This is a genomic window from Paraburkholderia sp. EG286B (assembly GCF_040965655.1).
Lineage (GTDB): Bacteria > Pseudomonadota > Gammaproteobacteria > Burkholderiales > Burkholderiaceae > Paraburkholderia.
This window is the reverse complement of the sequence record NZ_JBFRCF010000018.1, coordinates 114,752-137,095: the sequence shown is the minus strand read 5'-3', so window position 1 is coordinate 137,095 and position 22,344 is coordinate 114,752. Positions and strand designations below refer to the sequence as shown.

The following is a 22,344-nucleotide window of genomic DNA, read 5'->3' as shown; positions in this document are numbered from 1 at the left end:
AGCGCAATGTGACGACCGACATCGCCGTGCCCGAGCCCGAGACGCGCACGGCATCGTCTCTCCGGAATTTCGGTTTCCTGACGTTGCAGAACTTTTCGATGATCGCGTTTTCGAGTGCGGTCGAGGTTCTGCGCATGGCGAACTACGTGGGGCGCGCGGAGCATTACCGCTGGTCGATCTACTCGCTCGACGGCGCACCGGCCCGCGCAAGCAACGGCATCACGGTGCGCCCCGCGCAGGCGCTCGACCCGGCGTGCCTGCCCGACGTGCTGATCGTGTGCGGCGGCATACGCATACGCGAGATCATGAGCGAGGGCGTGCGGGCGACGCTCGCCATGGTGGCGCAGCGGGGCGTGCCGCTCGGCGGCATCTGCACCGGTGCTTACGCGCTGATGGCGAGCGGGTTGCTGGACGGTTATCGCTGCGCCGTGCATTGGGAGGATCTCACGGTTCTGCACGAGGAGTTTCCGCGCGTGCGTTTCGCCGATGAACTGTTCGTGGTCGATCGCGACCGGCTCACTTGCACGGGCGGCACCGCGCCGCTCGATCTGATGCTCGAACTCGTTGGCGCGCGACTTGGTCAGAGTCTTGCTGCCAAGGTGTCCGAACAGTTCATTCTCGAGCGGATTCGCGGGTCGACTGATTTGCAGCCTATACCCGTGGATGCGCGTGTGGGTTTTTCGCGTGCGGAACTGGTGGAGGTCGTGCGGTTGATGGAGGCTAATATCAAAGAGCCTCTGTCGCTGGAGGAACTCGCGCGGCTCGTTCGGCTTTCGCAGCGACATTTGCAGCGGATGTTCAAGGCTTATCTCAATGTCTCGCCGACGCATTATTACTTGACGTTGCGGCTCAAGCGCGCGCGGGAGCTGTTGCGGACGACCGATACTTCGATTTCTCGTGTGACCGCTATTTGTGGGTTTAATTCACCCTGCCATTTTAGTAAGGCGTATCGGGTGCAGTTTGGGCATGCGCCTAGTCATGAGCGGCGGGGCGCTGAGTGATTGTTTTTTTCTTTTTCGGCGGCCCTCCTCCCGAGAACCGTTAGTGCAACGAACCACCGACAGCAGCCTCGACCCCGGCAAGCGCAGCACCCCCCCGCAAAAGCGCATCAAGCTCCGCCAACTGCACCGAATCCTGCCCACTACGCTGCGCACGAAACATAACCGGCGGCACGCCGAACTGCTTACGAAACTCGCGCCCAAGATGCGAAGCATCCGAAAACCCGCAACTCGAAGCAATATCGGCAACGGTTCGATCCGAACTCGTAAGTAGCCACGCGGCGGTCCGCAGACGCAACGCATTGGCAAACGCGCGCGGACTCTTCCCCGTTTCCGCCTTAAACAGGCGTTCGAGCTGCCGCGCCGAGAGGTTCAGCTTGCAGGCCAGTTCCTCCAGCGGCACGTTGCGGCCGACTTGCTGCTCCATCAACAGGACGGCGCGCTTGACCTTCGGGTGCGTGGCGGGCTCGAGGCCGGGCGGGTGAGGTTGGGGCGCATTGCCTTTTTGCATTTCGCCGACCAGCAAGATGCGCAACGCCTTCTGCACCGTCGCGTGATCGAAGTGGCGCAGCAAGATGGCGGCGGCGACGTCGATCGACGCGCGGCCGCCCGAGCAGGTAATGCGGCGCCGGTCGATCGCGAACAGACGGTCGGCGACGATGGCGTCGGCATTGACGTTGGGGAAGCGCTCGATGAAGTCCCAATAGTGGAACCAGCTCACGCAAATGCGATGACCGTCGAGCACGCCGGCGCGCATCAGCGCGAAAACGCCCGTGCAGATCCCGACGACCGTCGTCTCGCCGCCAGCCGCGCGGCGGATGTACTGCAGCGTGGCTTCGCTGGCGTGCGGGCCGGAGTGCAGCAGTCCGCCCACGACCACGAGATAGTCGACCGGTTCGGCGTCGGCAAAGGTTTCCCAAGGCGCGATCTGGATGCCGCAACTCGCACGCACGGGCGCAAGCGTTTCGCCGATCACGCGCCACGAGCAGCGCACGGGCTTGCTGTAGTCGCCTTCGTCGGCGGACAGACGCAGCATGTCGACGAAACCGGAGAACGCGGTCAGCGTGAAGTTCGGCAGCAGCACGATGCCGAAACGGATGCGCTCCTTGGGAGCGGCGTCGATGGAAACGGCGGTGGCGAGAGTGTCGGACATGGAGGCACACGTAAGCGGCGATGCGGTTTCAGCCAAGCTTCCCCGATATGGCCCCGAGGCGCTTGTCGATTTCCGCCATCGATTTTCGCAAAAGCGAAATCTTGAAGGAATACACGCCGCATGGCGGGGCGGTTCCGCCGCCCTGGCGCGTTCGTTCTAGCGCCGCCGCCGCCGCTTTGGTCAACTCGTGAGCGGGCACACGCCCCACGCCGCACCCATCCACGAGGCCCGCTGTCATGCCGCGCACCGCAACCGTCGAACTCAACAAACGCGCCTGTCACGGCGATGCCGAAGCCGCGCTCGCCCTGCTGGAGCAGAGCATGGCGCGCGGGCACGGTCGTATCGGGCTGCTGCGTTATCTGCAGGCGCGTTGCGTGGGCGCGCCGCTCGCGCGGCGACATCACGACTATGCAGAGCGCGTGGCGAGCCGGATGAGCGAGGGGGCGTTCGCGGCGCTGGTGGCGCAGGCGCAGCGCCGCCACAGCATGGCGGCGTGAACGCCCGGGCGCTTGCTCACAGCACGACGGTGCGGCCGTCGTTGATGAAGACCCGCCGCTCGAGAAACACCCGCACGGCGCGCGCAAGCGTCACGCACTCGACGTCGCGCCCGACGGCCAGCAGACGCTCGGGGTTCAGCGAGTGGTCGACCCGTTGCACCTCCTGCTCGATGATCGGGCCTTCGTCGAGATCGTCGGTGACGAAGTGCGCCGTCGCGCCGATCAGCTTGACCCCGCGCACGTGCGCCTGATGATAGGGGCGCGCGCCCTTGAAGCCGGGCAGGAAGGAATGGTGGATGTTGATGGCGCGTCCGGCCAGCTTCTGGCTCGTTTCGTCGGAAAGAATCTGCATGTAGCGCGCGAGAATCAGCAGCTCCGAACCGGTCGAATCGAACAGGTCGAGGATGGCGGCTTCTTGTTCACGCCGCGTTTCCGGCGTGACGGGCAGATAGTGAAACGGCAGGCCGTGCTGCCTGGCGAGCGGTTCGAAATCGCGGTGATTCGAGGCAATGCCCGCAATGTCCATCTGCAACTCGCCCATGCGCCAGCGAAACAGCAGGTCGGCGAGGCAGTGCTCGAGCTTCGACACCATGATGAGCACTTTGGGACGCACCCGCAGGTCGTGAATGGCCCAGGTCATGTCGTGTTTGCGCGCGACACTGGCGAACTCGTCCCGCAGGCCCGCGAGATCGAAGCGCTCGCCCGCGCCGGGCTGCACGACCTCGTGAAAGACGCAGCGCAGGAAGAAACGCGTGCTGATGTCGTCGTCGAAGACCGTGAGCTCGTCGATATAGCCGCGGTGCGCGTCGAGAAAGCCGGCGACCGCGGCGACCTGCCCGGCAGCGGCGGGGCAGGACAGCGTGAGCACGTAGCGGTGCTGCGGGTCTTCGGTGGGCATGCGCGTTCTCCTCGTGTCGTGGTGCGCCCGCTGCATCTTGCGCGTCGTGCGGGGGCGCTGGCTTGATGGCGCAAGTAAGCCACCAATCGGCGTGCGGCACATAGAACCCACGCGCTGTATCGCGAGAATGAATACGCCAACCCGGCGCCAAAATGAAGAGGGTCACTTTTGCCCCTCGCGCTGTCGCATTCCTGCTATCCCGCGCTTTTTTCTCCGGCAAGCATGGGGCTGCGACGAAACGGGAGCGGAGATGGAGAGTTATCTGGGTCTGCAGGCGAGGGCGTTGAACGGGCAGCGTGCCGCGCTTTTTCGCGTGCGCACCTCGGTCGCCGACGCGTATATGTCGGTGAGCCGCTCGAACTATGGCAACGAGGAACGGGCCGTGGTCGAAGTGGACTGCGCGCGCTTCTTGAGGCTCTGGCGGGACGATCCGTGCGGCGAGTACGCCGGGCTCGCCAACGGCAATCCGCAGACATGGCGTGCCGACCCGCGCTTCGAACTGGCGGCCGAGGGTTTCAGCTTCGGCGAGGAAGACCCGGTGCCGCTTGCAGAAGTCAGTTGCCCGGCGAGCGCAGCCGTACCGTACGTTGCGTTCACGGACGGCGTGATGCGGACCCTCTGGCTAGCCGCCTACGCGGCCAGGTCGTTTCCGGTGGAATGCGCCGTGAACGACGCCGAGGCGCTGCAGCGCCTGGCTGGAACGGCTGGCAGCCGCTGGTGCAGCGTTGCCGAACTCGTTTCGCCGCAAGTCGCGCGAGCCCGGGAATGACGCGATAGCGTCAGTGCGCGAGCGCCCACATGAGCGACACGGAGAACGCGCCCACCACGACGGACGCGCAACGCTGGAAGAACGCGGGACGAATGAACGGCGCACGGCCGTTGCGCGGCGCGGCGCCAATGGCGATCCACGTCAGGCCAATGGGAATCAGCAGGACCGCGAAGATCGCCATGGCCTGGAGCCACGTGACCACGCTCGCGAACGCCGCGGGCGGAAAAATCGAGCCGGCGAACAAAATGGCCTTGGGGTTGAGCACCGTGGCGCTGAACAGCGTGCGCGTGCTGACCACACCCCCGGCCGAGGTCTCGATCGAGTTGGCCGTGAACCAGAGGCGCAAGGCGAGCCACGCCAGATAGAGGCTGCTGGCCACACGCAGCACCTTCGGCAGCCAGCCCAGCGAATGCGACGCATGGGTGAAGCACAACCCCCAGACGGTAATCGACACCAGGTAGCCGGCCAGTTCGGCGACGGTCAGATGCGCGGAGCGCCGCAAACCCTGCCGCAAACCGGCGGCGGCGAGCAGGGTGTTGGTCGGCCCCGGCATGAGCAGCACGATCGCGCAGCCCGAGACCATCAGCCCGACGGTGGAGAGGGAAAGCATGAGGGCGACTGGGGGATAGTGGGTTCGGATTATTGGAAGCTGACTGTAGGGTGTCATGGCGGACAGTGACTAAAACTGCCGCGCGGCGCCCGCATTCTACGGCTTACCTCGGTAACTGCCTATTTCAGCCGGGTCCGGGGCGCTAAACCATTGGCCGATATTCGACATGCTGAGAGCGGCATATGCTTTGGCAGATGCGCGCTTACGTCGCGCGCCTAAATTATTGATTTCAATGCATCTATTGATGCGTAACAAATCATTTCGAAATATTTCATGGTTCGCCCTAAATAATCCGCGAATCACGCCGTTAAAGTACGCACGAGAACTCTGTCCAGAATATTTGCGGGCCGAGGAAGAATAAACATACGCCGTTCGGGGCCGAGAGCCCGCACGCTGCGGCCGCCGTTATCGTCAACCCCTATGCCCGATTTGTCGTGGACCATGCCCGTGGTGCGTTGGTCCTTCTGGTCTTCCGTATCGGAAAGTCTGCCTGAGGTTGCGTTCGTCGATCCGATGATGCGCCGCCGGCTGAGCGCGCTTTCGCGGATGGCGCTGAAGGTGGCCGGCGACTGTGTCGATGCGCAAGCCAGGACACGCGTGGTTTTCGCATCGCGGCACGGCGAGTTGCGCCGCACGACGGACATTCTGCGCGACATCGAGACAAGCAAACCGGTTTCGCCGAACGCGTTCAGCCTTTCCGTGCTCAACGCGATGACGGGGCTGTTCGGCATCGTGCGGGGCGACCGTTCGCCGGCGACGGCCCTCTCGGCAGGCGCGCAGACACTGGGCTACGCGCTGCTCGAAGGCCACGCGCTGCATACGGAAGACCCCGCAAGCCCCGTATTGATCGTCTACGCCGACGAACCCGCCGACGCGCGCTACGGCGCGGTCGAGCAGGAAGTGCAGCGCGGCGCGTTCGCGCTGCTGCTCGATGCGAGCGCGGCTGCGCAAGGCCGGCTCGCGTGCTCCATCACGGAAGACAAGCCGGGCCCGGCCGCGGCGGCACGCGCATTCGCTACGCAAAGCGAAGCGCTGCATCACTGCCTGAGCGGCGGCGCAAGCGCCGCGTGGCAGGGCGGCGGCGGCACATGGCAATGGAGCTGGCATGTCGGCTCGGCTTGACTACGGCTGGCGGCTCTTCGCCACCGGCTTCAGCTTCGCGATGTTCGGCGCGTGCGGGCTGCTGTTCTCGGTCATCGTATTTCCGCTCGCGGCGGTCTGGCCGCATCGCGCTTCGCGGCAACGCGCGGTCACTACCGTCATCCACTGGTTTTTCCGCTCGCTCGTGGCCGCCTTGCAGCGCGCGGGCGTCATGACGCTCGACGTGGCCGGCGCGAACGCGCTGCGCTCGGGCGCACCCGCCATCGTCGTCGCGAACCATCCCACCTACCTCGACGTGGTCGTGCTGCTCGCGCTCACGCCTTCCGCCTGTTGCGTCGTGAAAAACGCGCACTGGCGCAACCCGTGCTTCTGGGGCATCGTGCGGGCGGCCGAGTACGTGAGCAACGCCGATCCCGCAGGCTTCGTGCAGGACTGCGCGCGCCAGCTGGCGAACGGCTACAGCATGATCATTTTTCCCGAAGGCTCGCGCAGCCCGGCGCCGAATCGCCTGCACGCGTTCTCACGCGGCTTCGCGCATACGGCGCTCGAGGCCGGCGCGCCGGTTCTGCCCGTGCTCATGCACTGCGATCCGCCCGCCTTCACCAAGCAGATGCGCTGGTATCACGTTCCGCAGCGACCCTTCCGCATGACCGTGAACGTGCTGGCACCCATCGGCGTCCAGCCGCTCGCGCCGCGCGACATGCCTTCCGCACTCGCCGCGCGCAACGTCACGCGCACCATCGAGGCGCAAATCACACAGCACCTGTTTGACTATGGATACTTTAAAACTGGAAATTAAGCGGCTCCTGATCGAGGCGCTCGAGCTCGAGCATCTTACGCCCGCCGATATCGACGACGACGCGCCGCTGTTCGACACCGACGGCGTGGGGCTCGACTCGATCGACGCGCTGGAGATCGGCATCGTGCTGCGCCAGCGCTATCAACTGACCATCAACGCCGACGACGAAAACGTGCGCGGCTACTTCCGGTCTATCAATACGCTCGCGGCGCTCGTCGCGGGCCACGCAAACGAAAACGAGGCGCTGGAAGCCACTGCAGGGAAAGGGGATTGAATCATGAACGAAGCTGAAATTCTCGACCGTATCCGCGAGATCTTTCACGAGAACTTCGATATCGATCCGGCGCGCGTCACGCCGGAGGCGCACCTGTTCGAGGAACTGGATCTGGACAGCATCGACGCGGTCGATCTGGCCATCAAGCTCCAGGAAATGACGGGCCGCCGCATCAAGCCGGAAGAGTTCAAGCAGGTGCGCACGGTGGGCGACGTCATCGTCGCGGTCGAGTCGCTGCTCGTGACCCAGGCTTGAGGCCATTCGTGACGGCGCTTCGCGGGCCCGGCCCGGCTGAGCCTGCCGCGGCAGGTGAGAGCAACGTGGCAGGCGGCCGGGCGCGCAGCAAATGGAAGCTGCTCGCCGGTCTGGCCTACCCGGTCGTGATCCTCTGCGCGTGGCGCTGGGATTCGCCGCGCTTCGTGGGCTTGTTGCTGCTCGTGCTGCTCTGGATGCAGCGCGTGGCCGGCACGGGCGCGCTCGCCGCCACGCTGCGCAAGCTCACGCCGGTGGACTGGGCCGTGGCCGTCATGCTCAATATTGCCTCGGTGGCCATCGTCATCACCAATAGCGAACGGCTCATGCGCCTGTATCCTTCGCTCGTGAATCTCGGGCTGCTCGTCGCCTTCGGCGCGACCCTCGTGAAGGGGCCGTCGATGATCGAAAAATTCGCACGTCTGACCTATGCCGATCCGCCCGCGCACATCGTGCGCTATACGCGCCGCGTCACGCAACTCTGGTGTGTTTTCTTCGCTTTGAACAGTGTGTTTTCCGCCTGGACGGCACTCGCCTGGCCTGCTCGCGCCTGGTCGCTCTACAACGGCATGCTCGCGTATGTGATCATCGGCGCACTGCTCGCCGGCGAGTTCGTCTGGCGCAAATGGATCATGCTGCCGCGTGCTGCACGACGGGAGGCGGTGTGATCGCACTGCACGAGCTTCTCGTGGCGCGTTGCCGCGAGCCGCGCAGCGTCGTTTGCGTCGATGGCGCCAACGTGACGGATTTCGCTATGTTCCGTGCGCATGCGCTTGGCATTGCGGCGCGCATGCGCACGCGGCCAGGCCTGCGCTTCGCGCTATGGAGCGACGACCCGTATCTATTCGTCTGCGCTTTGTTCGGACTGCTTGTTGCCGGCAAGGTGCCCGTGATTCCGGCGAACGCGACGCCGGGCTACCTCGCCGAACTGAGCGACGCGTACGACGCGGTGCTCGACGAAAACGAGCTTGCCGCGTGGTGCGCCGATACGGCCGCGGTTCAACCCGTCGAGCCCGGCATGGAGATCGACGCGAATGCGATGCTCACGTTGTTCACGTCGGGCAGCAGCGGTGCGCCGAAGCCCGTCCACAAGACGCTCGCGCAGTTCGACGCCGAAGTGCATACGCTGGAAGCCGCGTGGGGTGCACTGCTGGGCGATGCGGCCGTGCTCGCGAGCGTGCCGCATCACCACATTTACGGGCTGTTGTTCCGCGTCTTCTGGCCACTGGCCGCGGGCAGGCCGTTCGCCCGCGCGACCTGCGCCGACCCCGCGCAATTGCAGGCGCGGACTGCCGAATGTTCGGCGCAGTGCGACGCGACCGTCGTCGTCTCGACGCCTGCGCAGCTCTCGCGCTGGCCCGATCTGCCGGGGTTCGCGACACTCGCCCCGCAGCCGCGCGCGTTCTTCTCGTCGGGCGGCCCGCTGCCGCTCGACACGGCGAAGCAATACGCCGCCACGTTCGGTGCCGCGCCGCTGGAGATCTACGGCAGCACGGAGACGGGCGGCATCGCCTGGCGCAGACAAGACGAAGCGCAAGCATGGACGCCCGTGCCGGGCATCGCCGTGCGCGCGGGCGCAGCGAACGAAGGCGGCGCGCTCGAAGTGCGCTCGCCGCATCTCGGCCACGACGGCTGGCATCGCACCGACGACAAGGCCACGTTCGACGAGCACGGCCGCTTCGTGCTGCAAGGGCGTCTCGACCGCGTGGTCAAGCTCGACGGCAAGCGTGTGTCGCTCAGCGAGATGGAGAGCAAACTGCTGCTGCATCCCGGCGTTGCCGAAGTGAGGACCGTACTGCTCGAAGGCGGCTCGCGCGAGCGCATTGGCGCGCTCGTGGTACTCACCGCGGAGGGCCGCGAAACGCTGCGCCGCGACGGCCGCGTTCTGCTCCTGAAAGCATTGCGCCGCCATCTCGCCGCCTGGTTCGACACGGTCGTCCTGCCGCGCCACTGGCGCATTCACTGCGCGCTGCCAGTCGACTCGCGCGGTAAGGTGCAGGCGCAAGCGGTCGCCCGCGCGTTTGCGGCCAGCGCAGAAGGGTTCGAGCTGCTCGCGCAATGGGACGACGCAGAAGGGCGGTCATTCGAACTGCGCGTGCCGCACACGCTCGTTCATTTCACGGGCCACTTTCCGGGCCTGCCGATTCTGCCGGGCGTCGTGCAGGTGGACTGGGCGATGCGGTTCACGCGCGACTGGGTGCCCGGCGTGCGCGCGCTCGCCTCGATCGATCAACTGAAATTCACCATGCCGGTGCCGCCGGGCGTGCTGCTTAAGCTCGTGCTCAAGCACGACGCCGCGCGCCGGCGCGTAGCGTTCGCGTGGCGCGTCGGTGAGCGCGACTGCGCGTCCGGCGCCTTCGTGTACAGGGAGCCCGCATGAGCCTCGCGGCCTGTATCGTCATTCCGATCTACAACCACAAGGACGCGATCGGCGGCACCGTGGCGAACCTGATCGTCCACGGCCTGCCGCTCATCGTCGTGGACGACGGCAGCGACGAAGCCACCCAGCAGGTGCTGGCGGACCTCGCGCGCCGCTACGCCGGCAAGCTCACGCTACGGCGCCTGCCCGTGAACGGCGGCAAGGGCGCGGCGGTGATGGCGGGGCTGCGCGCCGCGCGCGACGCCGGCTATACGCACGCGCTGCAAATCGACGCCGACGGCCAGCACGACGCCGCGGACGTCCCGCGCTTTCTCGCCGCTGCGCAGGCGAATCCGCGCGCGGTCGTGATCGGCCAGCCCGTCTACGACGAGAGCGTGCCGAAAGCGCGCCTCTACGGGCGCTATCTGACCCACGTATGGGTCTGGATCGAGACGCTCTCGTTCACGATCCGCGATTCGATGTGCGGCTTTCGCCTCTATCCGCTCGACCTCGCGTGTGCGCTGATCGACAGCGTGAAGCTGCCCGAGCGCATGGACTTCGACATCGAGATTCTCGTGCGCCTGCACTGGCGGCGCGTGGCGTTCGTCTCGATTCCGACCGCCGTCACCTACGCGGCCGACGGCGTCTCGCATTTCGACGTGCTGTGGGACAACGTGCGTATCAGCCGCAGCCATACGCGGCTCGTCGCGGGCATGCTCGCGCGTCTGCCGCTGCTGCTCGCGCACAAGGTCCTGCCGCGGCGCACGGAGGCGGGCGACGGCAACGACCCGTGGTGGCGCACGGCCGAACGCGGCAGCCGGCTCGGCATGGCGTTGCTCGCCTGGAGTTGCGGCCTGTTCGGACGGCGCTTCACCGCGCTCTGGCTGCACCCCATCGTCGCTTACTTCCTGGTCACGGGCCGCCCCGCACGCGACGCTTCGCGGCGCTATTTCGACCGGCTGCGCCAGTGCTCGCCGGAACGCGAGACGCCGCGTCCGGGCTGGTTCACGGCCTATCGCCATATGCTCTCGTTCGCGCAATCGGGCTTCGACAAGCTGGCCGCCTGGACAGGCCGCGTCGGTGAGGCCGACGTGGAGATCGACGACCCACGCGCGTTCGACGCGTTGATCGCGAGCGGGCGCGGCGCGCTCGTCATCGGCTCGCACCACGGCAACCTCGAAATGGCGCGGGCGCTGGCCGTGCGCGGCGCGCAAACGAAGGTGACGGCCATCGTCTACACGGAGCACGCCAAACGCTTCAACAGCGTGCTGGCTTCCGCCCATCACGATTTCGCGCAGCATCTCGTGCCGGTGAGCGACTTCGGCCCGCAGACGGCGCTGATGATGCAGGAGCGCATCGAGCGCGGCGAGCTGCTCGTCATCGTCGGCGACCGCACGCCTGCGCGCGAAACCGGCCGTACCACCGAAGCGCAATTCCTCGGCGAGACAGCCGCGTTTGCCCAGGGCCCCTATGTATTGGCGCACGCGCTCGCGTGCCCCGTTTATCTGTTGTTCTGCCTGAAAGAGCACGCGGGCTACCGGCTCTACTTCGAGCCGTTTGCCGAGCGCATCGATCTGCCGCGGCGTGGCCGCGCCGAGCATATAGCGGCATGGGCGCAGCGCTTTGCGTCGCGCCTCGAACACTATTGCCGCAAGGCGCCGTACCAATGGTTCAACTTCTACGATTTCTGGGCGCGCCCCAGTGGGGGAGCGAATGGCCGAGACTGACCTGAAGGATGCCGGAGTCGACGCGGATGCCGTGGTAGTCGGCGGCCGCCATTTGACGATCGAGGACGTCGTGGCGGTTGCGCGCGGGGAGGCCGCCGTGCGGCTCAACGACGACCCGGCCTGGCGCGAACGCATCGCGCGCGGCGCGGAGTTCTTGCGCCGGCATCTCGCCGCCGGTGCGACCGTGTACGGCGTCAATACGGGCTACGGCGATGCCTGCGTCGTCGACGTGCCGATGGCGCTCGTCGAGGCCCTGCCGCTGCAGCTCACGCGTTATCACGGCTGCGGCATGGGCGAGTATCTCGACGACGCCTCGGCGCTCGCCGTGATCGCCGCGCGTCTGAATTCGCTGGCGTTCGGGCTTTCGGGCGTGCGCCCGGTGCTGCTCGAACGCCTCGCCGATCTCATCAATCATCGCGTGTTGCCGCGGATTCCCGCCGAAGGCTCGGTGGGCGCAAGCGGCGACCTCACGCCGCTTTCGTATGTCGCGGCGGCGCTGGTCGGCGAGCGCGGCGTGCAGTTTCGCGGCGCGCCGTGCGAGGCGCGCGACGCGTGGCTCGCGCTAGGCCGCGAACCGCTCACGCTCGCGCCCAAGGAAGGCCTCGCGCTGATGAACGGCACGGCGGTCATGACGGGCCTCGCCTGTCTCGCGTTCACGCGCGCGGCGCAACTCGCGCGCCTGGCCGCACGACTCACCGCGCTCGCCACGGTGGCGCTCGACGGGCGCGCCGCGCATTTCGACGCGTTCATCTTCGAAGCCAAGCCGCACGCGGGGCAGGGCGAGGCGGCGGCCTGGATCCGCGCCGACCTGGCCGGCCGTCCGGACACGCCGGGTCACCGCTTGCAGGACCGCTATTCGATCCGCTGCGCGCCGCACGTGATCGGCGTGGCGAACGACGCGCTTACGTGGATGCGCCGCGACATCGAGAACGAACTGAACAGCGCCAACGACAATCCGCTGATCGATCCCGACGGCGAGCGTGTGCTGCACGGCGGCAACTTCTACGGCGGCCATATCGCGTTCGCCATGGACGGCCTCAAGACGGCCGTGGCGAATCTCGCCGATCTGATGGATCGCCAGTTCGCATTGCTCGTCGACGACAAGTTCAACAACGGCCTGCCGCGCAACCTCACGGGCGCGCCGAGTGCGCGCGCGCCAATCAATCACGGCTTCAAGGCCGTGCAGATTTCGTCGTCGGCGTGGACGGCGGAGGCGCTCAAGCACACGATGCCCGCGAGCGTGTTCTCCCGCTCGACGGAGGCGCACAACCAGGACAAGGTGAGCATGGGGACGATCGCGGCGCGCGACTGCTTGCGCGTGCTGCAACTGACCGAGCAGGTCGCGGCCGCTCACGCGCTCGCCACGGTGCAGGCCGCGCGCCTGCGTCTGCGCGGCAACGCCAAGACCGTGATTCCCGAGCCGCTTGCCGCGTTCATGGAAGGCGTGGCCGCGACGTCGCCATTCGTCGACGAGGACCGCGCGCTCGAACATGAACTGCGCGCCATGACGGAGCGCATCACAGCAGGCGACTTCCTCGGCCGGAACGCGGAGGGCAGGCCATGAGCGAGGCGCGCAAGGTGGTGCCGGTGTTGAGCGCGAGCGCGAACGTGGAAGTGCCGTTCCACGACGTGGACGCGATGAACGTCTGCTGGCACGGCCACTATCTGAAGTATTTCGAGTTCGGCCGCGCGGCGCTGCTGCGCAAGTTCGACTACGACTATCGCGAGATGCAGGCGTCGGGCTACGTGTGGCCCGTGGTCGAAGCGCATTTGAAGTATGTGCGGCCCGCTATTTATGGGCAGCAGCTCGAGGTCTGCGCGGACCTGATCGAGTACGAAAATCGCCTGAAAATCAGCTACGAAATCTACGATCGCGATTCGCGCACGCGGCTCACGAAGGGCTACACGATCCAGGTCGCCGTGAACGCCGCCACGCAGGAGCTGCAGTTCGTCTCGCCGCCTGTCGTGCTCGAAAAGCTGGAGCGTGCATGGGCGCGTTGAAAGGATGCGCGGCGCTTGCCGCACTGATTGCGCTTCAGTCGATGTGGCTTCCGGCGCGGGCCGCGACGGCGCCCGTGAACGTGAGCACTGGCGCGAACGCCGGCGACGCGGCACTCGTCTCGCAGATCGCGGCGCGTCTTGCGCGCGCGAACGGCGTGCGTGCGCATTTCACGCAAACGCAGACGCTTGCCGCGATGAAAGCCCCGCTCGTCAGCACGGGCTCGCTGCTGTTCTTTCGCGAGCGCGGCGTGATCTGGCAGGTCGAAACGCCATACAAGAAGACGTGGATCATGCGCGACAGCGGCGTCACCGTGATCGATGCCAACGGTCAACCCGATCAGCGCACCCGGAACAGCGGTGCGCAGGGCGCGCGCGGTGCGGCAGAGATCGCGAAGATGATGCGGGCGATGCTGGGCGGCGACCTGAGCGGGCTGTACTCGCAATTCGACGTGACGGCACGCGGCACGCCTTCGCAATGGCAGATGCGCCTCGTGCCGCGTCAGCCGCAGATCGCGCAGGCGCTGCGCGGCATCGAGATGGAAGGCGGCGACTTCCTGCACAGCTTGCGCATCACGTTCGCCAACGGCGACGTCACGCAGTACGACTTTAGCGGCAGCGCGCAGGTGTCCGAACTGACGCCCGCCGACCAAAAGCTTTTCGGAACGCCATAGTGAGTTCCTCCGAGCTTCGCACCGCAACCCAGTCGCGGCGGCAGTGGACGCTGCGGGCCGCGTGGCTGCTGCTGGCCCTCGCGGCGGCGCTGTATTGCGCCTGGCGCTTTGCGGGACCGACGCCCCTGCAGACCAACCTGCTCGCGCTGCTGCCCGCAACCGAAGCGGACCCCGTGGCCGAAGAGGCCGTGGACCAGCTCGCGAGCGCGCTCGGCAACCGCGCCGTGCTGCTGGTGTCGAGCCGCGACGCGGCGCACGCGAAAGCCGCGGCGCAGCAACTGGGCGCGGTGCTCAGCGCAAGTCACGCGTTCGCCTCGGTGACGGCGCAAGTCCCGCCGTTCGACCTCGGGCGCATCACGCGTTTCTACCTGCCATATCGCTTTGGCCTGCTCACGGCGCAAGACCGTGCGCTTGCCTCCGGAAGCACCGAAACGCTGCGCGGCGCGCTCGCCGAGCGCCTCTACGGACTGCCGGACGCGGGTCTCGCAACGGCGCTCGCCGACGATCCCTTCGGCTGGCTTCAGCACTGGCTCGCGGCGCTGCCGCTCGCGGCATCGAATCTCACCGTCGAGGACGGTTTCCTCGTTGCGCATCGCGCTGACACCACGAGCGTGCTCGTGATTGGCACGCTGCCTGGGTCAGCCTACGAGTCCGATGTTCAGCGAGGTGTGCTGCTTGCCGTCGCGCACGGCGAAATGGCGCTCAAGGCGTCGTGGCCGGACGTCACGCTCGCGCGTACAGGCGCCGTGTTCTATGCCGAGTCTGCACGGCGCGCCTCGGAGCGCGACGTCCATGTGATCGGCATCGTTTCGGCGGTGGGCATCGCGCTGCTGATGCTGTGGATCTTCCGCTCGCCGCGGCTGATCCTGCTGGGCTTCGTTTCCACGGCGCTCGGCATCGTGTGCGCGCTCGCGGCCACGATGCTCGTCTTCGGCAAACTGCATCTGCTGACGCTCGTGTTCGGCGCGAGCCTGATCGGCGAGGCGGTCGATTACTCCATTCAGTACTTCGTCGTCTACCTGGGCACGCGGCACGGCTGGGATGCGCGGCGCGGCGCGCGGGAAGTGCTGCCCGCGCTCACGGTGGCGCTCAGCACGAGCCTGCTTGGCTACGCCATCCTGACGTTCGCGCCGTTTCCGGCGCTCAGGCAGATCGCGTGCTTCGCCATCGTCGGCATCTTCACCGCTTTCGCTTCGGTCATCTGGCTGTTGCCGAGCCTCATGACGCAGCCCGCGCGCCGCAGTCCCCAAACGCTCTTCGCCGTGGCCGCGGGCTCGCTCGCGAAATGGCAGGCGCTGATCGGCGGCCGTCGCGCCTGGGGCGTCGCGCTCGCTCTCCTGGTCGTAGCCGTGCCGGGGTGGCTGCAACTGCGCAGCGACGACGACATTCATCTGCTGATCCAGCGGGACCCGGCGCTCGTCGCGCAGGAGCGCGTGGTGTCGAGCGCCGTGGGCGCCGACAACAGCGCGCAGTTCTTCGTCGTGCGGGGCGCGTCGCCCGAGGCCGTGCTCGAGCGCACCGAGGCGTTGTGCGCGCGGCTCGGCATGCTCACGGGCGCGTCCGCGCTGAGCGGCTGGCAATCGGTCACGTTGTTCGTGCCGTCCGAAGCACGGCAGCGGGCCGATCGCGCGTTGCTCGGCGCACATGTGTTCGCCGATCCCGCCGCCTCGCGCACGCTGCTGGGCGCGGCGGGCTTTCGTGACGAAGTGGCGCAAACGTGGCTCGATGCCTGGGCGCACTCGGGCGCTGCCGTGCTGCACGTGGACGGATGGCTTGCCGAACCCTGGTCGCAGCCATTCCGCCACCTGTGGCTTGGCCGTTCCGCGAGCACGCCCGGTGCATTCGCGGCGATCGTGATTCCGCAAGGCGTGTCCGCTGCGAATGCGCCCGCGCTACTCGACGTCGCGCACGCGCTGCCCGGTGTGAGCTTCGTCGACAAGGCCGCGAGCGTATCGCGGCTCTTTGGCGTGTACCGGCAGGATGGTGCGATCTGGCTCGCGGGCGCGCTCACGCTCGTGCTCGCGCTGCTGATGTTCCGCTACGGCTGGCGCGGGGCCATCGCGGTCGCGCTGCCGGTGTGGCTCGCCATCGGCGTCACGCTGGCCGCATTCGGCTATGCGCATGTGCGCATCAATCTCTTCAACATGCTGGCACTAATGCTCGTGCTCGGCGTCGGCGCGAACTACGCCGTCTTTCTGCGCGAAGGCGCGACGCGCGCTGCCACCGATCGCGGCGCGGTATGGACCGGTGTGCTGCTGTCCGCCGCGACCACGCTGCTCTCGTTCGGCATGCTCGGCATGAGTTCCATGCCCGCGCTGAAAAGCTTCGGCGCCACACTGTCGCTCGGCATCATGGTGTCCGTCATGCTCGCGCCGATCGGCATGCCCACGAATCACCGGAGAAAGGCCTGATGGCGCTCCCTGTCTATTTGCACGCGCTCGGCATGGTCAATGCGCTCGGCGACGACGTACCTGCGATCGTCGCAGCGCTCGCGCGCGGCGAGGCGCCCGGCATGGGGCCGATCGCGACGCGCACCGGCACGGCTTTCGCGGGCAGCGTGAAGGCGCCGCTCGACCTTGCGCCGCCCGCGTCGCTCGCCTGCTACGACTGCCGCAACAACCGGCTTCTGCTCGCCGCACTGGCGCAGATCCGACCCGCCATCGAAGCCGCGCGCGAGCGCTTCGGCGCGGGCCGTATCGGCGTCGTGCTGGGGACGAGCACGTCGGGCATCAGCGCCGTGGAAGCGACGTTCACGCAGCCGGTGCAGCAAGACGCCGCTTCGACGTTCGACTACCGCCAGATGGAGATCGGCACGGCCGCGCCGTTCGCCGCCGCGGCGCTCGATCTGCGCGGCCCGGCGTATACGATCTCCACGGCATGCACCTCGAGCGCCAAGGCGTTCGCCGCCGCGCGCCGTCTGCTGCGCGCGAACCTGTGCGATGCCGTCGTCGTGGGCGGCGTCGATTCGCTTTGCGAACTCACGGTGCAAGGCTTCGCCTCGCTCGAATCGACGAGCCCCGTGCGGACCAACCCGATGAGCGCACAGCGTCGCGGCATCAACATCGGCGAGGGCGCGGCGGTGTTCCTGATGAGCCGCGAGGAAGGGCCGGTGATGCTCGCGGGCGCGGGCGAGTCGAGCGACGCCCACCATATTTCCGCCCCCGACCCGCAGGGCGCGGGTGGCGAACTCGCATTGCGCGCGGCGCTCGCCGATGCGGGCATCGGCGCGGCCGCGATCGGCTACGTCAACCTGCACGCAACGGCCACGATCAAGAACGACCAGATGGAAGCGCATCTCATGGCGCGCGTGTTTCCCGACGGCGTGGCCGCGAGCGGCACGAAGCCGCTCACGGGTCATACGCTCGGCGCGGCAGGCGCGAGCGAACTGGGGCTCGCGTGGCTCACGCTCGCTCGCGACGACGTCGCGCTGCCGCGTCATCTGTGGGATGGGGAAGCCGATCCGGCGCTGCCCGCGCTCGACCTGGTTCAAGACGGGCGGCATTTGCCGCGCAACGGGGTGCGCCAATACGTGATGAGCAACTCATTCGCGTTTGGCGGCAGCAACGTTTCACTCATACTCGGACGATGATCGAGGCCAATGAATTCCGTTCTTTCCTCCTCGACGGATGCGTTCCCGCCGATCGAGGCGATCATCCCGCACCGCGGCACGATGCTGCTGCTCGACTCGGTCGCCGCATGCAGCGACGAATCGCTCACGGCGCTGGCCAGGGTGCACGCCGATGCATGGTATGCCGACGAGCAGGGCGCGATGCCCGCGTGGATCGGCATCGAACTGATGGCGCAGGCGATCGCCGCTCACGTCGGCCTGCTGTCGATGCGCGAAGGCAAGCCCGCGCGCCCAGGCGTACTGCTCGGCACGCGCCGCTATGAGGCGGCTCAAGCTGCGTTCGCAGGCGGCGCGCCACTCAGCGTGACGGTTAGCGAACTGCTGCGCAGCGAAGAAGGCCACGGCGCGTACGGCTGCACCATCAATCAGGAAGACAAACTATTGGCTGAGGCCACCGTCAAGGTGTATCAGCCGCGCGATTTCCAGACTTTCATCGAGGAGAATTCCAGATCATGAGCCGGCGTGTTCTCGTCACCGGCGCGAGCCGCGGCATTGGTCGCGCGATCGCCTATCATCTCGCCGCGGACGGCTTTGCCGTCACCGTGCATTGCCGCACGGGCCGCAACGAAGCGGATGCCGTCACCGCGGGCATCGTCGCACAGGGCGGCACGGCCAGCGTGCTGCAGTTCGACGTGCGCGACCGCGCCGCATGCCGCGCGGCGCTCGAAGACGACGTGGCGGCGCACGGCGGCTACTACGGCATCGTCTGCTGCGCGGGCGTGACGCGCGACGCCGCGTTCCCCGCACTGACCGACGAAGATTGGGACATCGTGCTCGAAACGGGCCTCGATGCGTTCTACAACGTCGTGCATCCGCTCGTCATGCCGATGGTGCGTGCGCGCAAGGGCGGCCGCATCGTGACCGTGGCCTCGGTGTCGGGCGTGACGGGCAATCGCGGGCAGGTCAATTACAGCGCAGCCAAGGCCGGGCTGATCGGCGCGACCAAAGCGCTGGCGGTGGAACTGGCCACGCGCAACATCACGGTCAACAGCGTCGCGCCCGGGCTCGTCGATACGGGCATGCTCGACGACGTGCCGCTCGAACACGCGCTCAAGGCCGTGCCGATGAATCGCGTGGGGCAGCCCGCCGAAGTCGCGGCCGTGGTCGGTTTTCTGATGTCCGACGCGGCTTCCTATGTCACGCGCCAGGTCATCGGCGTCAACGGCGGGATGGTCTGATGAAACGCGTCGTCATTACCGGCATGGGCGGCGTGACCGCACTCGGCGATCAGTGGGCGCAGGTCGAAGCCGCGCTCAAGCGCGGCGTCAACGCCGTCAAGCGCGTGCACGATTGGGACTATATCGAGGCGCTGCATACGCGCCTTGCGTGCCCCCTGCCGGCGTTCGCTGCGCCTGATGATTATCCGCGCAAGAAAACGCGTTCGATGGGCCCGGTCTCCCTCTACGCAGTGCGCGCGAGCGAACACGCGCTGGCCGACGCGGGCCTGCTCGACGATCCGTCGATCAAGGATGGCCGCATGGGCGTGGCGTATGGTTCATCGGCCGGTTCGGTCGAGCCGGTGCGCGCGTTCGGCAAGATGCTCGAAACGGGCTCGATGAGCGACGTGACGTCGAACAGCTACGTGCAGATGATGCCGCACACCACGGCCGTGAACGTGAGCCTCTTCTGGGACCTCAAGGGGCGCATCGTGCCGACGTCGTGCGCGTGCGCTTCGGGCAGCCAGGCCATTGGCTACGCGTACGAGATGATCGCGAACGGCAAGCAGACGCTGATGCTCGCCGGTGGCGCCGAGGAACTCTCGGGGCCCGGCGTAGCGGTGTTCGACATGCTCTACGCCACGAGCACGCGCAACGACGAGCCGCAACTCACGCCACGTCCGTTCGATGCCGCGCGCGACGGGCTCGTGGTGGGCGAGGGCGCGGCGACGCTCGTGCTCGAAGAATACGAGCATGCCGTGGCGCGCGGCGCGCGCATTCATGCGGAAGTGGTGGGCTTCGGCTGCAATTCGGACGGCGCGCATATCACGCAGCCCACGGCGGCGACGATGGCGGTCGCGATGCGCCAGGCGCTCGCCGACGCGCAGTTGGCCCCCGAAGCGATCGCGTATGTGAATGCGCACGGCACCTCCACGGATCGCGGCGACGTGGCCGAAAGTCAGGCTACGGCGGAGACCTTCGGTGCGCGCATGCCGATCAGCTCGCTCAAGAGCTATATCGGCCATACGCTCGGCGCCTGTGGCGCGATCGAGGCGTGGTGGACGATCGAGATGATGAAGCGCAACTGGTACGCGCCCACACTCAACCTGACCCAGGTCGATCCGGCCTGCGCGCCGCTCGACTACATTCTGGGCGAGCCGCGCACGATAGACGCCGAATACGTGATGAGCAACAACTTCGCGTTTGGCGGCGTCAATACTTCGCTGGTCTTCCGGCGCGCGCATTGAGCATGCAGACATCGTTATCAGCGAGCGGCTTGCGGCGCGTCGTCGTGACGGGCATGGGCATCGTCTCGTGCCTCGGCAATACGCTCGACGGCGTTTCCTCGCGCCTGCGCGATGGACGCAGCGGCATCACGCGCGTTCAGGCGTGGCGCGAGCGCGGCTTTGCGAGCCAGGTGGCAGCCGTGGCTTCGGTGGACGACGAAGCGCCGTTCGGGCGCAAGGCCGAACGCTTCATGGGCGACACCGCGCGCTTTGCCTGCCACGCCGCGCGCAGCGCCATCGCCGATGCGCAGCTCGACGCGCACGCGCTGCACAGCCCTCGGGCCGGCGCGGTGGTGGGGTCGGGCGTCGGCACGATGTCGGCGTACGACACGGCCATGGAAAGCGCGAACGCGCGCGGTATCGACCGCGTGCCGCCCTATACGGTGCCGCAAGCGATGAGCAGCACGACATCGGCGAATCTTGCGCACGTGTTCGGAATGGAAGGCGTCACGTACTCGCCTTCGTCGGCGTGCACGACTTCGGCGCTCGCGATCGGCCAGGCCCTGCAACTGATCCAGACGGGCCGCCAGGACATCGTGCTCGCGGGTGGCGCCGAAGGCTTGCACGACAACATGACGCTGATGTTCGACGCGATGGGCGCACTCTCGCGCGGCTTCAACGACACGCCGGAACGAGCGTCGAGGCCCTATGACGCGCAGCGTGACGGCTTTGTGATCGGCTCGGGTGCCGGCATCCTCGTGCTCGAATCGCTCGCGCATGCGCGAGCGCGCAACGCACGCATCTACGCGGAGCTGACCGGCTACGGTCATGGCACCGACGGTGCGCAGATGGTCGCGCCGCAAGCGGGCGGCATTGCGCGCGCAATGCGCGAGGCGCTCGGCGAGGCCGGCTGCCGCCCGGACTACATCAACACCCATGCGCCTTCGACGCCCTCGGGCGATATCGAGGAACTGCTCGCGTTGCGCGCCGTGTTTGGCGACGAAGTGCCCGCGTTCTCGTCGACGAAGGCGCTCAGCGGTCATCCGCTCGGCGCGTGCGGTGCGCACGAAGCCATCTACACGCTGCTGATGATGCGCGATCGCCGGATTGCGGGCGCCGTGGGCATCGAAGCGCTCGATGCGGCGGCCGCCGGCATGCCGCTCGTGCGTGAAACGCGCGATGCGCGCATCGAGACGGCGATGTCGGTTTCATTCGGGTTCGGCGGCAGTTGCGCCAGCCTGGTGTTTCGCGCCTGGAATGCAGTCTGAAGTTTCGGGCAACCCTGAAAATAATGAGGATTCCAATGAAAAAGACTTGCCTCACGCTGAGCGCGGCCGCGATCATCAGCCTGACGTTGGCGGCTTGCGGATCGGAGCGCCTCACGCTGCCGATCCAGCCCGTCGCTTCTCTCTCGACGGCAAAAGCCGCATCCAGCGCGGACCCCGCCGCAAAAATCGCAGTGTATTTCGGTGCGCAGCCGCATCCGGAAGTGGTGCGCCACGTGGGTGATGCCTCGCACTCCCTGCGTGTCGCCCGCGCGACCGACGGCGCCGAGGCCAGCTGCAACAAGGTGCTCGCCATGGCACTCGACAAGCTGCGCGCGGACGCCCACAACAAGGGCGCCAACGCCGTCATCAACGTGACCACGCGCTTTCACGGCAACGAAACCGGCTCGGCCACCGAATACACCTGCGGCGTGAGCCAGAGCGCGGCGGCCATCGCTGTCACGGGCGACCTCGTGGAGCTGCAGGCAAACTGAACCAACGGAGAAAAGCAATGAAGAAACTGTGGATGTTCGCCGCGCTGTGCGCGGCTTTCGCGGCGCCGCAAGCCTACGCACGCAATACGGTCGACACCTATTCCGTGGATGTCGCGCTCCAGAGCGAGCCCGGCAAGGTGAACGACGACATTGCGTTGTACTTTGCGGGCCAGCCGCATCCGGCGGTGAAGAAAACGCTGGGCCAGTTCTCCACGAACAAGAAGACGAACGCGCTTGGCAAGAGCGACGAAGCGGCCTGCCAGCACGTGTTCCTTTCGGCCGTGCAGGAGTTGCAGGAACGCGCGCGCAAGGAAGGCGGCAACGCGGTCATCAACATCAAGAGCAACTACAAGAACGAACTGCGCGAAAGCGCCACCGAATTCACGTGTGGCGCGGGCGCAATGATCGCCGGCGTGGCGCTCGTCGGCGACGTGGTGACCCTCAAGGGCGGCAAGTAACCCGCGG

The 22,344-nt window shown here is 67.0% G+C and carries 24 protein-coding genes; 21 read left to right on the top strand and 3 right to left on the bottom strand.

All coding sequences use genetic code 11. From position 1 onward, the window contains the following. The first annotated feature begins 8 nt into the window (after window positions 1-8). Window positions 9-1,001, top strand: coding sequence for a GlxA family transcriptional regulator (locus AB4Y42_RS31880; protein WP_368696406.1), 993 nt, complete (start codon window positions 9-11; stop codon window positions 999-1,001). Between the two features lie 40 nt (window positions 1,002-1,041). Here AB4Y42_RS31880 and AB4Y42_RS31875 read toward each other — a convergent pair whose 3' ends face one another. Then, window positions 1,042-2,151 (bottom strand): GlxA family transcriptional regulator, encoded by a 1,110-nt coding sequence (locus AB4Y42_RS31875; RefSeq protein ID WP_368686808.1) that lies wholly within the window; start codon window positions 2,149-2,151, stop codon window positions 1,042-1,044. 236 nt (window positions 2,152-2,387) lie between these two features. Here AB4Y42_RS31875 and AB4Y42_RS31870 point away from each other — a divergent pair, with 236 nt between their 5' ends. Beyond that, window positions 2,388-2,648: a hypothetical protein gene (locus AB4Y42_RS31870; RefSeq protein WP_368686809.1), complete on the top strand. Its 261-nt coding sequence runs from the start codon at window positions 2,388-2,390 to the stop codon at window positions 2,646-2,648. Window positions 2,649-2,664: 16 nt separating this feature from the next. On the opposite strand, the gene purU is transcribed toward AB4Y42_RS31870, so the two are convergent. Continuing rightward, window positions 2,665-3,546, bottom strand: coding sequence for a formyltetrahydrofolate deformylase (gene purU, locus AB4Y42_RS31865; RefSeq protein ID WP_368696405.1), 882 nt, complete (start codon window positions 3,544-3,546; stop codon window positions 2,665-2,667). Window positions 3,547-3,796: 250 nt separating this feature from the next. Between purU and AB4Y42_RS31860 the strand changes: the two genes are divergently transcribed. After that, window positions 3,797-4,315 (top strand): hypothetical protein, encoded by a 519-nt coding sequence (locus AB4Y42_RS31860; RefSeq protein WP_368696404.1) that lies wholly within the window; start codon window positions 3,797-3,799, stop codon window positions 4,313-4,315. A 10-nt stretch (window positions 4,316-4,325) separates the two neighbouring features. Here AB4Y42_RS31860 and AB4Y42_RS31855 read toward each other — a convergent pair whose 3' ends face one another. Next, on the bottom strand, window positions 4,326-4,925 hold the full coding sequence (locus tag AB4Y42_RS31855) for a LysE family translocator (RefSeq protein WP_368696403.1): 600 nt from the start codon (window positions 4,923-4,925) through the stop codon (window positions 4,326-4,328). Between the two features lie 420 nt (window positions 4,926-5,345). Between AB4Y42_RS31855 and AB4Y42_RS31850 the strand changes: the two genes are divergently transcribed. The 18 genes from AB4Y42_RS31850 to AB4Y42_RS31765 all read left to right on the top strand — a co-directional run bounded on the left by AB4Y42_RS31850 (window position 5,346) and on the right by AB4Y42_RS31765 (window position 22,337). Then, entirely contained in the window at window positions 5,346-6,047 is a 702-nt protein-coding gene (locus AB4Y42_RS31850) for a beta-ketoacyl synthase chain length factor (RefSeq protein WP_368686813.1), read from the top strand. Continuing rightward, on the top strand, window positions 6,031-6,825 hold the full coding sequence (locus tag AB4Y42_RS31845; RefSeq protein WP_368696402.1) for a lysophospholipid acyltransferase family protein: 795 nt from the start codon (window positions 6,031-6,033) through the stop codon (window positions 6,823-6,825). Before AB4Y42_RS31850 ends, AB4Y42_RS31845 begins: the two co-directional genes overlap by 17 nt. Further along, entirely contained in the window at window positions 6,800-7,099 is a 300-nt protein-coding gene (locus AB4Y42_RS31840; RefSeq protein WP_368696401.1) for a phosphopantetheine-binding protein, read from the top strand. The genes AB4Y42_RS31845 and AB4Y42_RS31840 overlap by 26 nt, the downstream gene beginning before the upstream one ends. A gap of 3 nt (window positions 7,100-7,102) precedes the next feature. After that, entirely contained in the window at window positions 7,103-7,354 is a 252-nt protein-coding gene (locus AB4Y42_RS31835; protein WP_368696400.1) for an acyl carrier protein, read from the top strand. Window positions 7,355-7,419: 65 nt separating this feature from the next. Beyond that, window positions 7,420-8,019, top strand: a complete 600-nt coding sequence (locus AB4Y42_RS31830) for a hypothetical protein (RefSeq protein ID WP_368696419.1) — start codon at window positions 7,420-7,422, stop codon at window positions 8,017-8,019. After that, complete coding sequence (locus AB4Y42_RS31825) at window positions 8,016-9,731, top strand: AMP-binding protein (protein WP_368696399.1); 1,716 nt, start codon at window positions 8,016-8,018, stop codon at window positions 9,729-9,731. The genes AB4Y42_RS31830 and AB4Y42_RS31825 overlap by 4 nt, the downstream gene beginning before the upstream one ends. Then, on the top strand, window positions 9,728-11,437 hold the full coding sequence (locus AB4Y42_RS31820) for a glycosyltransferase (protein WP_368696398.1): 1,710 nt from the start codon (window positions 9,728-9,730) through the stop codon (window positions 11,435-11,437). Before AB4Y42_RS31825 ends, AB4Y42_RS31820 begins: the two co-directional genes overlap by 4 nt. Next, window positions 11,424-13,001 (top strand): histidine ammonia-lyase, encoded by a 1,578-nt coding sequence (hutH, locus tag AB4Y42_RS31815; RefSeq protein WP_368696397.1) that lies wholly within the window; start codon window positions 11,424-11,426, stop codon window positions 12,999-13,001. The genes AB4Y42_RS31820 and hutH overlap by 14 nt, the downstream gene beginning before the upstream one ends. Continuing rightward, complete coding sequence (locus AB4Y42_RS31810; protein WP_368696396.1) at window positions 12,998-13,438, top strand: acyl-CoA thioesterase; 441 nt, start codon at window positions 12,998-13,000, stop codon at window positions 13,436-13,438. The genes hutH and AB4Y42_RS31810 overlap by 4 nt, the downstream gene beginning before the upstream one ends. Beyond that, a complete protein-coding gene (locus AB4Y42_RS31805; RefSeq protein WP_368696395.1) occupies window positions 13,426-14,109 on the top strand; it encodes an outer membrane lipoprotein carrier protein LolA in 684 nt (227 codons plus the stop codon). The genes AB4Y42_RS31810 and AB4Y42_RS31805 overlap by 13 nt, the downstream gene beginning before the upstream one ends. Then, complete coding sequence (locus AB4Y42_RS31800; protein ID WP_368696394.1) at window positions 14,109-16,520, top strand: MMPL family transporter; 2,412 nt, start codon at window positions 14,109-14,111, stop codon at window positions 16,518-16,520. Before AB4Y42_RS31805 ends, AB4Y42_RS31800 begins: the two co-directional genes overlap by 1 nt. After that, window positions 16,517-17,698: a beta-ketoacyl-[acyl-carrier-protein] synthase family protein gene (locus AB4Y42_RS31795; protein WP_368687109.1), complete on the top strand. Its 1,182-nt coding sequence runs from the start codon at window positions 16,517-16,519 to the stop codon at window positions 17,696-17,698. The genes AB4Y42_RS31800 and AB4Y42_RS31795 overlap by 4 nt, the downstream gene beginning before the upstream one ends. A 9-nt stretch (window positions 17,699-17,707) precedes the next feature. Further along, on the top strand, window positions 17,708-18,193 hold the full coding sequence (locus tag AB4Y42_RS31790; RefSeq protein ID WP_368696393.1) for a hotdog family protein: 486 nt from the start codon (window positions 17,708-17,710) through the stop codon (window positions 18,191-18,193). Continuing rightward, complete coding sequence (locus AB4Y42_RS31785) at window positions 18,190-18,915, top strand: 3-ketoacyl-ACP reductase FabG2 (protein ID WP_368696392.1); 726 nt, start codon at window positions 18,190-18,192, stop codon at window positions 18,913-18,915. The genes AB4Y42_RS31790 and AB4Y42_RS31785 overlap by 4 nt, the downstream gene beginning before the upstream one ends. Next, complete coding sequence (locus AB4Y42_RS31780) at window positions 18,915-20,141, top strand: beta-ketoacyl-ACP synthase (RefSeq protein ID WP_368696391.1); 1,227 nt, start codon at window positions 18,915-18,917, stop codon at window positions 20,139-20,141. Before AB4Y42_RS31785 ends, AB4Y42_RS31780 begins: the two co-directional genes overlap by 1 nt. A gap of 2 nt (window positions 20,142-20,143) precedes the next feature. After that, window positions 20,144-21,388 carry a beta-ketoacyl synthase N-terminal-like domain-containing protein gene (locus AB4Y42_RS31775; protein WP_368696418.1) on the top strand — a complete coding sequence of 415 codons (1,245 nt, stop codon included), beginning with the start codon at window positions 20,144-20,146 and terminating at the stop codon, window positions 21,386-21,388. A gap of 35 nt (window positions 21,389-21,423) precedes the next feature. Next, the gene (locus AB4Y42_RS31770) at window positions 21,424-21,879 is read left to right on the top strand and encodes a signal peptidase (protein ID WP_368696390.1); all 456 of its coding nucleotides are present in this window, start codon (window positions 21,424-21,426) and stop codon (window positions 21,877-21,879) included. Between the two features lie 17 nt (window positions 21,880-21,896). Then, window positions 21,897-22,337 carry an excinuclease ABC subunit A gene (locus AB4Y42_RS31765; protein WP_368696389.1) on the top strand — a complete coding sequence of 147 codons (441 nt, stop codon included), beginning with the start codon at window positions 21,897-21,899 and terminating at the stop codon, window positions 22,335-22,337. The last annotated feature ends 7 nt before the right edge of the window (window positions 22,338-22,344 follow it).